This is a genomic window from Paenibacillus canaveralius (assembly GCF_047238265.1).
In the GTDB taxonomy this organism is placed as follows: domain Bacteria; phylum Bacillota; class Bacilli; order Paenibacillales; family NBRC-103111; genus Paenibacillus_F.
On sequence record NZ_JBDFMM010000001.1, the window covers coordinates 1,450,371 to 1,462,914 of the forward strand.

Genomic DNA, 12,544 nt, shown 5'->3' on the forward strand with positions numbered 1-12,544 from the left:
TCATTGGTGTAGTTATTCAACTGATTCATTATTGGATTAAAAAGAATCCTGCTCACTATTGCGACTGCAAGATTTTGGAGAAGAAGTCCGAAAAGTTTGCAGGGATGAATGGGAAGATGGTCCATATCTATAACATTGTAATCTTATGTGAGGATAAAATTATTGAGTTGCGAGTATTGGACCGGCAAACTTTTAATGCATTGCAAGAACATGATAAAGGCAGAATTAAATATCGAGGGAATTTTATGATTAGTTTCAAAAAAAATATTACAACAGGATAAGGTGATTGCAATCATCGCCCCTTTTCTGGTCCAAATTAAACCCAAGCCACTCCCCCAAAAAGAAGGAGCCTACCAATAGGCATCCTTCTTTTCCCTTTCCCGCTACTCCTCCCGCAAAAAAACAAAGAAATGATACAATAGACGCAGAAGTTTTTTACCTGCCCCACGCACCAAGAAACGCACAAACTGTCTGAAATCGGGTGAACACGATGAATCTCAAAGGGATGACGGTCCGGGAGCTGCTCCAGCTTCCGATATTGAAAGACGCGTCGCTGATCAGCGGAGAAGAAGGGCTGGACCGCGTCGTGCGCTATATCGACATCATGGAGGTCCCGGACATCAAGGGCTGGCTGCGCGAAGGCGAGCTCATTCTGACTACGGGCTACTCCATGCGCAACGATCCGGGCCTGGTGCTGGAGCTGATGGAAGAGCTGAGAAGAGCGGATGCCGCGGCGCTTGCGATCAAGCCGGAGCGGTTCATGGGCGGCATTCCCGCCGAAATGGTGGAGCTGAGCAACCGGTACCGGATTCCGGTGATCCAGATTCCGCCGGGAATTCCGTATATCGATATTACGCATACGGTGATGGAGCAGATTCTGAATACGCAGGCGGCCCTGCTGCGCAGATCCGAGGAAGTGAACAAGACGCTGACCGGTCTTGTGCTGCATAACAAAGGCATCCAGGTGGTGGCGGACAGCGTGGCCGAGCTGGTCCAGGCGCCCATCTGGGTGATCCACAAGCACGGCCGGGTCATCGTTTCGTCGCCGGCTGATGCGGGGGATCCGCCCGCCGGCCGGACGAAGAGCTGGGACGTGTCGGTGGACAAGCAGTTCGCCGGCCGCCTCATCATCGGGAAAGAGCAGCTCGACGAGCTGGAGCTGGTCTGCATCGAGCATGCGCGGCTTGTGTTCTCGCTGGAGCTGATGCGCCGCAAGATCGCCTACGACACGGAGCAGCGGCTGCAGGGCAGCTTCTTCGAGGAGCTGCTGATGGGCCTTCCCCTGTCCAGGCAGGATGCGGAGAACAAGGGGAGGCAGCTTGGCCTCCAGCCGGACTGGTGCTGGGAAGTCTGCATCGTCGAAGGCGAGCCGCATCTGTTCGAGGAGCACGCCTCCCTGCCGGCCGCCCTGGGCGAGCTGACGGAAAGCGAGTCGGCCGCCCGCAAGGTGAAGTCCCATCTGATCCGGCAGGGGGACCGGCTCGTCCTTCTGCTCGCTTCTCCCGGGGCGGCGGAGCCAGGCACAAAGCAGAAGCAGCCGGTCCCGGGCCGAACGGCCGGTTGGGCCGATGTTCTGGCTCCGCTGCTGGACGCCCACAGCCAGATACGGACCGGCTTCGGCGGCAAAACTCCGCTCTGGGAAGTGTACCGCAGCTACGTGATGGCCAGAAAAGCGATGACCATCGGTTCCCGGCTGGACAAGGAACGCCGCACGTTCCGCTACGACGAGATCGAAATGTTCGATCTGCTGCTGGAATCGTCGGCCTATGTGGGCTTCGATGCGTTCACGGAGAAGAAGATCGGCAAGCTCTCCAAGTATGACCGGGACAACGGGACTGATCTTGTGCCCACCTTCCATGCCTACCTGGCGGCCGGGGGCAGTCTGATCGAAGCGGCGAACAAGCTGTACATTCACAGGAACTCCGTGAAATACCGGCTGGACCGTATCAAAGACATAGCTGACATAGACATGGAAGATACGTCGAAACGGCTGATGTATTATTTGTGCACGTCGTTTTATTTATTGAAAAATTTGGAATGAAAATCGGCCTTTTGTGCTCCGAGCACAAAGGGCCTTCGTTATTTTTGGCAGCCGGGAACATGGTCCGCCCCTTTGGAAACGAATACAATATTACCAATCCAACATTAACAAGCCACACGAAGTTTACAAAAGCAAACGAATACGAGGAAGGATGGGAGCCATGATCGGAGTAATCCGCGTATTAACGACGGAAGATACGGAGGTTCTTGAAGAACACGGAAACATACTGAAGCAGACGTACGGACTGCCGGTTGTGAGCGCATGCATTCCGGATCAGCCCCTCGGCATTTATGACGAAAAGACGGAAGCCGTCGCCGTTCCGAAAATTGTCGAGCTCGGCAAGCGGATGGAGCGGGAAGGCTGCACGGTGCTCGTTATCTCCTGCGCGGCGGACCCGGCGATCGAGTCTCTGCGCGAAAGCGTCTCGGTGCCGGTCATCGGAGCGGGAAGCGCCGCGGCGTACGCGGCATTGTCCATGGGCCGGCCCGTCGGCGTGCTGGGCATCACGGAGGAAGCGCCCGCGGTCATCCGCGATTTGCTCGGCGGCAAGCTCGTCCGCTACGCGCGGCCCGAAGGCGTCACCAACACGACGGATCTGTTGACGCCGGCCGGACGCGAGAAAGCGGTTGAAGCCGCCCGCTCCTTGCTGGATGCGGGGACGAAGGTCATCGTGTTCGCCTGCACGGGCTTCTCGACCATCGGCCTGGCCGCCGTCCTCCGGAGCGAACTGCATGTTCCGGTGGTTGACGCCGTCGAAGCGGAAGGCTTGTTCGCCTCCCATTACTACAAGCAGCTCGGCAATGTCCGCGAGCCGGATTAAGACAAGCTTGTGACTTGGACATCGGCCCGGTCGTATCTGCTTCTGATCTTCTGCGTTTTCGTCTGGGCGCTGAACTACATGGTCCGCCAAGTGCTGCTGCGGGAGTTTCCTCCCTTGTTCCTCTCGGCGCTCAGCCTGACGATCGTGTCCGGCACTTTCCTGCTGTGGGCGTGGGGAACGCGTTCTTTTGTGAAAATAACGGGAAAAGACGCGCTCTGGCTCTGCTGCTCGGCCGGAATCGGCCTCATTGCGAACCAGATCTTGCTGTTCCGGGGCCTCCAGCTCACGACGGCCACGAACGCTTCGCTTATTTTTACATTGTCGCCGTTGTTTACGGCCGGCCTGGCCGCTCTTTTCCTGAAAGAACGGGTAACCTGGCGCATGGTGGCGGGCAGTCTGATAGCCATTTCGGGACTGGCTTTCGCCTTGAATGTCCGGGGCCTGCAGTTTAATGCGGGGGACTGGATTATGGCGGGCGCGACGTTTACCTTTTCGTGCAACCTGATTTTTGTCCGCATTTTGACGAGGCGGCTGTCGCCTTTTATCGTGACGGTTTACAGCTTCGCGCTCAGCGCGGTGGTCTTCGATCCGTTCGTTCTGGCGGCCGGGGAGGCCGCCTGGATACATCCGGCGGGGATGTGGGCGCTCCTTATCGTAACGGTAATCGTGGCGCAGGGGCTTACGGGCGTCTTGTGGAACAAAGGAATGCAGACGCTCGGCGCGGCGAAAGCGGCCATCGTGCTGAATTTGCAGCCGCTGATGACGATGCTGCTTGAATTTCTCCTTTTCGGCCGCGCCGTTACGGCTCCGCAGCTTTTCGGAGCTGCGCTTGTTTTTACCGGGGTTCTCCTCGGGACGGTTCAACTGCGTATAGTTTCCTTGAAAAAGAAACGGGCGTTACCGGAGGTTTTGCCGGATACGGCCCGAAAGTAACTCCTTTCGGAAGGAAAGCGCCTGCGAGCCGGTTTTGTCATACCTACGGGCTATATTCTAGTAAAGCTTTAAAGCGGTATGGGCGAGATGGAATGGAATGTTTATTACAAGGCGATTGTAACGCCCTGCACTTTCGTTTGTCGGAATATTCCATCTTTGCACATACTACATGTATAAAAAGTTCCGCATCTCTGCCTTCGGCTTCATTCCCGCGACAGAAAAACAGTTTCCTGAAGGAAACAAAAGACGGGAAAACGGTACTACATCAAGTGATTAGGGGGATTGTCCATGGAAGAGAAAGAGGTACAGGAAGAAAAGAAGCACCCGAGTATTTTCGAGCCGTTCGCACTGATTTTGAACATTATTACAAGTGTAATCGGGGCCATTATCGGGATGCAGCTGGTTACGACGCTGGGGGTAACCCCGAATACCGCGATTATCGGCGCGCTCGTCGCGATGCTGATCGCACGGATTCCGGTGATGATTTTCCGTAAATACAAATCGATCCACCGTCAGAACCTGGTTCAGACGTCCATTTCCTCGGCCACGTTCGGAGCGGCGAACAGCCTGCTCATCCCGATCGGGATACCGTTTGCGATGGGGGCGACGGAACTGATCGTACCGATGCTGATCGGAGCCGCATTGGCGATGTTCGTCGACGCCACGCTGCTGTACAAGCTTTACGACTCCAAACTCTTCCCGGCAAAAGGAACCTGGGCGCCCGGCGTGGCGACCGCGGAATCGATCCTGGCGGGGGACAAAGGCGGCAAGCGTGCGCTGCTGCTCGGCGTCGGTACCGTGATCGGGCTCATCGGCTCGTATTTTAAAATCTCGATGTCCGCTTTCGGCGTCGCGTTTATCGGGAACATCTGGGCCTTGACCATGTTCGGCATCGGTTTGATGATCCGGCAGTACTCCGTGCCGTGGTTCGATATCGACGTCAATCAGCTGTACATCGCCCACGGCGTCATGATCGGCGCGGGTATCGTCGCGCTCATCCAGGCGGGGATGCTTATTTTCAAGCGCCCGAAACCGGCGGACTCCGAAGCGGGACGTGAGGAAGAAGTCACGGACAGCAGGCTTACCCGGACGGATAAAGAAGCCCGCCGCGCCCTCAGCCTCGGCTTTCTCGCTTATCTGGTCATCGCGCTGCTTATCGCCGTCATCGGCGGCATTCTTACGAAAATGTCGCTCGGCATGCTGATCGGCTTCATCATTTTCGCCGCTTTCGCCGCCTTTGTGCACGAGATTATCGTAGGGATCGCCGCGATGCATTCCGGCTGGTTCCCGGCGTTTGCCGTCGCTTTTATTACGCTGCTGTTCGGCATGCTGATCGGGTTTCCGCCGGTAGCGCTCGCGCTTCTGGCCGGCTTCAGCGCGGCGACGGGCCCGGCGTTCGCGGATATGGGCTACGATCTGAAAGCCGGGTACATTCTCCGGGGCAACGGCAAAGATCCCGAGCTGGAGCTTCACGGGAGAAAGCAGCAGTACATCACGGCGATGATCGCGTTCGGCGTTGCGCTGCTGACCGTGCTGCTGTCGTACAAAGGCTATTTTGCGCAAAATCTCGTTCCGCCGATCGACAAAGTGTACGTGTCCACGATCGAGGCCGGAGCTTCGGCCGATATTGCCCGCCAACTGCTGCTTTGGGCGATTCCGGGCGCGATTGTCCAGTTGATCGGGGGCCCTTCCCGTCAGATCGGCGTGCTTTTCGCCACGGGGCTTCTGATCGTTTCGCCGAATGCGTGCTGGGCGGTTCTCGCCGGTATTCTGATCCGGATCGTCGTGCTGAAGATTTTCAAGAAGGAAGCCGAAACACCGATGAGCATTCTCGCCGCCGGATTTATCGCGGGGGATGCCCTGTACAGCTTCTTTAGCTCCGTATTCAAACTGAAAAAATGAGGTGACTCCCATGACGAGACTTAAGCTGAACGAAGAAATGGTAGAGCAGGCCGTATACGGCGGCGCCGTTCTGGGCGGCGGTGGCGGCGGCTGGATCGAAGAGGGGCTGAAGCTCGGACGCCTGGCGCTGGAAGTCGGCGAGCCCGAGCTGATCTCTCTCGACGAAATCGGGGACGACGACCTGCTGGTCACCGTCTCCATGGTCGGCGCTCCCGCGGCCAAAGAACAGTTCGTGAAGCCCGTTCACTATGCGAAGGCGCTTGAGATGCTCGCGGCCAAAATCGGGCGGCCCATCCAGGGGCTCCACACGAACGAGAACGGGGCCGGAACGACGGTCAACGGCTGGTTCCAGTCGGCCATCACCGGCGTGCCGCTCGTCGATTTCGCCTGCAACGGCCGGGCCCACCCGACCGGTTCCATGGGCTCGATGAACTTGTCCGAGGTGGCGGACTACGTGTCCCATCAGGCGGCGGCAGGCGGCCGGGGAGAGCGCTACATCGAGCTGAGCATCTCCGGATCGCTGGACAAGGCGTCGACGATGATCCGCAAGGCTTCCATCGAAGCGGGCGGCCTCGTGGCCGTGGCGCGGAACCCGGTGACGGCGGCTTACGCGAGAGCCAACGGCGCGGCCGGAGCCATCACGCAGGCGATCGAAGTCGGCCGGGCGCTGCTTTCCGCGAAGGGGGAGGCCGCCATCGAGGCCGTGGTCGCCCGGCTCGGAGGCAAAGTCGCGGCGTCCGGAACGGTGACGGACTTTTCGCTCGAAACGTCCGGCGGCTTCGATGCCGGAACGGTCCGGATCGACGACGCGTACGAGATGACGTTCTGGAACGAGTACATGACGCTGGAGAAAGACGGGGAGCGCTTTGCCACCTTCCCGGATCTGATCATGACGCTGGATGCCAAAACAGCGAAGCCGGTCGTATCGGCCGCTATCGCGAAAGGACAGCAAATTGCCGTCATAGCGGTGCCCGCCGAGAAGCTGCTGCTCAGCACGACGATGAGAAACCGCAAGCTGCTGCAGGCGGTGGAAGATATTATCAAGAAGCCGGTTCTTTCTTACCTGGATTAAATCCGGACTCATTCATTCCGACATCAAAGTGAATTCATACGGAGGAAGTTAACATGACCCTTAAACAAACGATGATCGTTCTCGATACACTCGACACCCTGTATGCAAGCGGAGCGAAAGTAAAAGAATTGTTCGACGCTTATCCCGGCGTATCGGTGACCGTTTCAAAGGTCAGCGGAGAAAAAGGAAGCACGGATTTCGTTAAAATCGTCATCCCCGGCACGGACGGCAAAAGCAAAGGCGGCAGCGTGCCGACTTTCGGCATCATCGGCCGTCTCGGCGGCATCGGGGCGCGCCCCGGCCGCATCGGCCTCGTCTCCGATGCCGACGGAGCGGTTGCGGCGGTCGCAGCCGCATTGAAGCTGGCGGATATGCAGACGAAGGGCGACGCCTTGAAAGGCGATGTGATCGTCACGACTCACATCTGCCCGGACGCGCCGACCCGCCCGCATGAACCGGTTGATTTTATGGATTCGCCGGTCGATATCCTGACGATGAACCGGGAGGAAGTCGTGCCCGAAATGGACGCGATTCTGTCCATCGACACGACGAAGGGCAACCGTGTGATCAATCACAAAGGCATCGCGATTTCGCCGACCGTTAAGGAAGGATACATCCTCCGCGTCAGCGACGATCTGCTCCGCATTATGGAGATGACGACCGGCCGGCATGCGGTGACGTTCCCGGTTACGATGCAGGACATTACGCCGTACGGCAACGACCTGTATCACATCAACTCCATCCTGCAGCCGGCCGTAGCGACGGATGCTCCTGTCGTCGGTGTCGCCGTGACGGCGCAGTCCGTCGTTCCGGGCTGCGGAACGGGCGCGAGCCACGAGACGGACATCGCGGCGGCGGCGCGCTTCGCCATTGAAACGGCCAAAGAAACGACGGCCGGAACGTGCGCTTTCTACGACCCGGAAGAATTCGAGCTGATCACGAAGCTGTACGGGTCCATGAAGATTTTGCAGACCGCCGGCAAGTAAGCGGAGAATGAGCAAGTCCGTTCCGCGTTCAGATTGGCGCTCGTAAGCGGAACGATATGCCTTGCCTTCCCTTGCTCCGGCACAGTGTGCAGACGGCTGCGGTCCGCCGTGCCGGAGGAAGCAGTCTGAATCGGAGCAAGCCCGCGCGCGTACGGCATGGCGCCCGGGAACGGATCGGATTCCGCTCCGCTTTCCTTATGTCGCATAGTCTGCAGACGGCTGCGGCCCGCCGCAGCGGACGCAGCTTTACCGCAGGCTGAAGGACTAAGCAGGCGTCCGCTGTCCGAACCGGCGGCCGTACTCCATGCCTTGGCCGGGTAGTAAACTAGCGGCCGTACGCCGTGCCTTGGTCGGCAGTAAACCGGCGGGGGAGTCACTCGGCTTCCGGCCGGGTCCAATGGTGACCAGGGCCGGAAGCGAACCGCCGGTACGAGTATTTAAGTCCGCTGCTCTACCGGCTGAGCAGCGGAATAGACAGGGGAGTTCCCCCTGTCCTTTTTTTTCAGCCGCTTCGGCGGATCTCAGATGGGGGTGGAGGGCATGGAGAAATTGGGAATGATTACGATCGGCCAAGCGCCGCGGACCGATGTGGCGCCGATTGTGGAGCGCTGCCTGGAAGGGCGCGCCGAACTTGTTCAAGGCGGCGCCTTGGACGGGCTTAGCAAAGCGGACATCGAGAGGGAGCTTTGCCCCGAAGAAGGGCAGTACGTTCTGACTTCGCGTTTGACGTCCGGAGAATCCGTCGTGATGTCGCGCGAGAAGCTGCAGCCTCTGCTGCAGAAGCGGATTAGCGAGTTCGAAGAGGCCGGAATCCGGCACATTTTGCTGCTGTGCACAGGCGTATTCCCCGGACTCCGGACCGAACGGTCGTACCTGATCGAGCCCGACCGTCTGATCCCTCCCGCCGTCAAGGCGATGGCCGGGGGCCGCAGGATCGGCGTGCTCGTTCCGCTGGCGGAGCAGTGCGCGACACTCGCACGGAAATACGAGCCTTACGGCTTGAGTCCGGTTTTCGCCGTCGCGTCGCCGTACAAACCCGATGAAGCTGAGTTCCGGCAGGCTGCCGTTGAGCTGAAAGAGAAGAGCGATATCATCGTGCTCGATTGTATGGGGTATACGGAGGAAGCGCGGCAGCTTATGGCGGAGGCATCGGGCAAGCCGGTCATCCTGTCCAACGCCCTGATGGGCAAGCTTGTATCGGAAATGATATAGAAGAAATCATGTTGGAGACGGCTGGGGCCGGCTGATGCGGGGATGCAATCGGACGTCAGCCCCTCTCCGCTCTATTCCAGAATCAGAAAGGATGAAGATTATGAACGAATCGCTCATCGAAGTCGGCAAGCACGTGCTGCAAAGCTGTCTGGGACTGCAGGCACGGCAAACATTCCTTGTCGTCTCGGACGAAGATAAGAGGCATCTGGCGGAGCCGCTTTACGAAGCGGGAAAAGCGCTTGGCGCGGAAGCTGTGCTTATGGTCATGAAAGACCGGCACAGACCCGGTGAAGAGCCTCCCGCCGCGGTCGCCGCCGCCATGATCACCTCGAATGTGGTCGTGTGCATCACCAAGCAGTCTCTCACGCATACGCAGGCCCGCAAAAATGCGGCTGCCGCCGGAGCAAGGCTGGCCACGATGCCGGGCATTACGGAGGATATGTTCCTCCACGGCGCTATCTCGGCCGATTATGCCGAAGTTAAGCGGCTGACGGAACGGGTGACGAAGCTCTTGACCGGAGCCCGTGAGGTGCGCATCGAGAAGGAGGGTTATACGCTGACCTTTCCCGTAGAGGGAAGAAACGGCGTGCCGAGCACCGGCCTGTATCTGAATCCCGGCGAGTCAGGGAATCTTCCCTCGGGGGAAGCGTATATCGCCCCGCTGGAAGGAACGGCGGAAGGGCAAATCCTGATCGACGGGTCCATTGCCGGAATCGGCAAGCTGAGCGAACCCCTGCTGCTCACGATCGAGAAGGGCCGGATCGTCCGGGCCGAAGGCGAAGCCGGTCCGCAGCTCCTCCGCATGCTCGGCGACAAAGACGGCAGACTTCTCTGCGAATTCGGAGTCGGTACGAACGATAAAGCGAGAATCACCGGCGTCATTCTGGAAGACGAGAAGGTATACGGCACGATACACGTCGCGTTCGGCAGCAACAATACGTTCGGAGGCACGATCGCCGCCGGCGTCCATATTGACGGTCTGGTTAAGGAGCCGACCGTGTATCTGGACGACAAGCTGCTGATGGAGAAAGGAAAGCTGGCTTTTCAGGAGTAATTGCGGGTGGAGTTTCTTCAACCGCGATTCGAAACGCCGCTGTGACGAAATGAGGGAATGAAGCCTCTCCAAGCGCAATTGAGATCGCGCTGCAACAAAAAACGCCGGTCCTGTTCATGCTCTGCAAGAGCGTGGCGGGACCGGCGTTTTTTTATCCATGTGAAGTTATGGCGGCAAGGGGCAGCGAGAGCGTGAATTCCGTTCCCCCATGCGGCTGGCTGAATACCGAGATCGTGCCGTTCATGGAACGGATCAGCTGGTAGGAATAGGTGAGGCCCAGGCCGGTGCCCGTGTTTTTGGTGGAATAATAGATGGAGCCGAGGCGCCTCAGCTGCTCTTTATTCATTCCGATCCCGTTGTCCCGGATATGCACCTTCACGAGCGGGCCATCCGTATGCATCCGCAGCGAGACGTTTCCTTTTTGTACGGATGAACAGGCCTCGACGGCATTTTTTACGAAATTGACCAGAAGCTGTTTCATTTCGGCGCCGTTGGCGGTTATCCGCACAGGTTCGGAGGGAACATGCAGGGCCAGCGAAACATTATTCATCGTGGCATACGGAGTCATAACCTCGACGACAGCTTCAATCTCGCGGGTGAGATCGATTTCTTCACGCTTTTGCGTTAAAGGCTTGGACATGGACAAATATTCGGACAGAATCGCCTCCGTCCGCTTCACTTCCTCGATGCAGGTGTCGATAAAGCGGTGAAGTTTTTCCGCGGGCATGGCTTGATCTTGACGGATCAATTTCAAAAAACCGAGCACGGTTGTGAGCGGATTGCGCACTTCATGCACCAGGGAAGCGGCGACCTGGCCGACGGCCTCGATTTTCTCACTTTGCAGGTACTTCAGGTACAGGTCCTTATCCGTGGCGGATTTCTCAAACAGGTAAAACAGGAGCAGCACTCCGACCGAATTGTGAACGGGTATGATCAGAATATGGTAAGTCAGATGAGTCAGAATATAATCGGGCCGGTCGATATACAGAAAGAGAAGAGGAAAGAAAGAATAACAGAGTCCGGCCATAAGGGCCACGAGATATTTCTCCCTGGTCCTGTGGTAAGCCTTGCACAGCAAGACCGACAAAGGGAATGTAACGAGCAGAAGGACCATAGCCGAATAGATCCCCGGCCCGCCCAAATAAAGCCGGTACAGAATAAACTCCAGCAAAATCAGTAGGCCGATCCGAAACCCGCCGAACACAAGCGAGAAAAAAAGAATGACGTAACGTACATCGAACTGGATGCCTTTTTCGACGCTGGAGGCGAATGTCATGGAAAGAAACAGGCAGATCATGGAGGTAATCAGAATAAACTTTCTGGAGTAATTGGTGTCTTTGTCCCGGTAATAAAAGCTGTACAGTACGAAAGGCATAAGGGCAAAGAAGAGCTGAAGTAAAAGATCTTTGATCAGTGCCAATATCGCTCACCCTCCGGACGTGGTTATATTCATCGGACCCCTACACTATTCGGCATGAAAGAGCAAATTCCTGGGGCTCAAAATGAATGGACGGAGAGCGGCTGCAAAAGATTTTTGTGACTGCAGAAACCCTAGTTTTCTGATTACTTAAATGTGTTATAATCCACGGTAGCAGAGAAAGGGGACCCGTTATGTCTGTGAACAACCCGGAAAAAGTGACGCAGCAGAGAGAAGAGCGCAGGTCGCAGATCCTTCATGCGTCTATCGGAATTTTCGCGAAAAAGGGCCTTGCGGCAGCCAAAATATCGGATATTGCGGAAGCGGCGGGCATTTCCCACGGCCACGTGTACAACTATTATTCCTCCAAAGAAGAGCTGTTCGTCAGCCTGGTCAAGATGCTTCAAGAAAGATACGGCCGGGTCTGCGAGGAGGCCCGCCGCCGGGAAGGAAGCGCGCGCGACAAGCTTCTTTGGCATGCCCGTAAAATCGGGGAGGACGAAAATGCTTTGAACGGCATGCATGTCGTTCTGCATGCGGAGACGATAGCGAGCATCTCTCCGGAGGAGAAGCGGGAAATACCGCGCAGGGCGGTCGAGAACCTTCAGCCGATTATCGCGATCGTGAAGCAGGGACAAGAAGAGGGAGCGTTCCGGGAAGGAAAACCCGAAGATTTGGCGGTGCTTTATTTCGCTCTGCTTAACGGAGTCAGCGGGGCCCGTCGCCGGGGATTGGACGCGGTAGCGAGTCCGGATGAGGAGCAGGTGGTCGGGTTGCTTTGCAAATAAGCCGGCTGATGGGTGAGCGACTCGTCCAGCTCCGCTTTACGGAGCAGCAGGGGAACGAGGCGTTCGGAGAAACGGATTGCCGCTTTGTTTTCAACTTTTGTTAAAAAAGTATTGACTTCCCAAAAAGGGGCTGATAGAATCATTCCAACAAGCACTGACTGACTAGTCAGTTAGTACACTTTTAAAACCGACTATTTTCATCTGAATATTAGGTTTAATTGTTTTTGGAGTGAATCCATAACTCTGGTATCCTACCGGTCCACTGGTGGCACCTTGCACGGCCCGCTTAACGCGCGCTGTCGGGTGTCTTTTTTTATAC

The 12,544-nt window shown here is 57.2% G+C and carries 11 protein-coding genes; 10 read left to right on the plus strand and 1 reads right to left on the minus strand.

Translation table 11 applies throughout. The features are described 5' to 3' along the window. The first annotated feature begins 490 nt into the window (after nucleotides 1-490). The 9 genes from ABC395_RS06675 to ABC395_RS06715 all read left to right on the plus strand — a co-directional run bounded on the left by ABC395_RS06675 (nucleotide 491) and on the right by ABC395_RS06715 (nucleotide 10,020). Entirely contained in the window at nucleotides 491-2,041 is a 1,551-nt protein-coding gene (locus ABC395_RS06675) for a PucR family transcriptional regulator (protein ID WP_413001714.1), read from the plus strand. A gap of 160 nt (nucleotides 2,042-2,201) precedes the next feature. Further along, nucleotides 2,202-2,861, plus strand: coding sequence for an aspartate/glutamate racemase family protein (locus ABC395_RS06680; protein ID WP_413001716.1), 660 nt, complete (start codon nucleotides 2,202-2,204; stop codon nucleotides 2,859-2,861). A 9-nt stretch (nucleotides 2,862-2,870) separates the two neighbouring features. Next, nucleotides 2,871-3,794 (plus strand): DMT family transporter, encoded by a 924-nt coding sequence (locus ABC395_RS06685; RefSeq protein WP_413001718.1) that lies wholly within the window; start codon nucleotides 2,871-2,873, stop codon nucleotides 3,792-3,794. Between the two features lie 288 nt (nucleotides 3,795-4,082). Then, on the plus strand, nucleotides 4,083-5,696 hold the full coding sequence (locus ABC395_RS06690) for an OPT/YSL family transporter (protein ID WP_413001719.1): 1,614 nt from the start codon (nucleotides 4,083-4,085) through the stop codon (nucleotides 5,694-5,696). Between the two features lie 10 nt (nucleotides 5,697-5,706). Beyond that, nucleotides 5,707-6,768: an S-methyl thiohydantoin desulfurase family protein gene (locus ABC395_RS06695; RefSeq protein ID WP_413001721.1), complete on the plus strand. Its 1,062-nt coding sequence runs from the start codon at nucleotides 5,707-5,709 to the stop codon at nucleotides 6,766-6,768. A gap of 53 nt (nucleotides 6,769-6,821) precedes the next feature. Beyond that, nucleotides 6,822-7,754 carry a DUF1177 domain-containing protein gene (locus ABC395_RS06700; protein ID WP_413001723.1) on the plus strand — a complete coding sequence of 311 codons (933 nt, stop codon included), beginning with the start codon at nucleotides 6,822-6,824 and terminating at the stop codon, nucleotides 7,752-7,754. Nucleotides 7,755-7,810: 56 nt separating this feature from the next. Beyond that, nucleotides 7,811-8,014 (plus strand): hypothetical protein, encoded by a 204-nt coding sequence (locus ABC395_RS06705; RefSeq protein WP_413001725.1) that lies wholly within the window; start codon nucleotides 7,811-7,813, stop codon nucleotides 8,012-8,014. A 280-nt stretch (nucleotides 8,015-8,294) separates the two neighbouring features. Continuing rightward, the gene (locus ABC395_RS06710) at nucleotides 8,295-8,966 is read left to right on the plus strand and encodes an AroM family protein (RefSeq protein ID WP_413001727.1); all 672 of its coding nucleotides are present in this window, start codon (nucleotides 8,295-8,297) and stop codon (nucleotides 8,964-8,966) included. Between the two features lie 100 nt (nucleotides 8,967-9,066). Then, complete coding sequence (locus tag ABC395_RS06715) at nucleotides 9,067-10,020, plus strand: aminopeptidase (protein WP_413001729.1); 954 nt, start codon at nucleotides 9,067-9,069, stop codon at nucleotides 10,018-10,020. Nucleotides 10,021-10,171: 151 nt separating this feature from the next. Here the strand turns inward: ABC395_RS06715 and ABC395_RS06720 are convergent, their stop codons facing one another. Beyond that, the gene (locus ABC395_RS06720) at nucleotides 10,172-11,440 is read right to left on the minus strand and encodes an ATP-binding protein (protein ID WP_413001730.1); all 1,269 of its coding nucleotides are present in this window, start codon (nucleotides 11,438-11,440) and stop codon (nucleotides 10,172-10,174) included. Nucleotides 11,441-11,631: 191 nt separating this feature from the next. On the opposite strand from ABC395_RS06720, the gene ABC395_RS06725 reads away from it, so the two are divergent. Beyond that, nucleotides 11,632-12,225, plus strand: a complete 594-nt coding sequence (locus ABC395_RS06725) for a TetR/AcrR family transcriptional regulator (RefSeq protein WP_413001732.1) — start codon at nucleotides 11,632-11,634, stop codon at nucleotides 12,223-12,225. Nucleotides 12,226-12,544 lie beyond the last annotated feature (319 nt).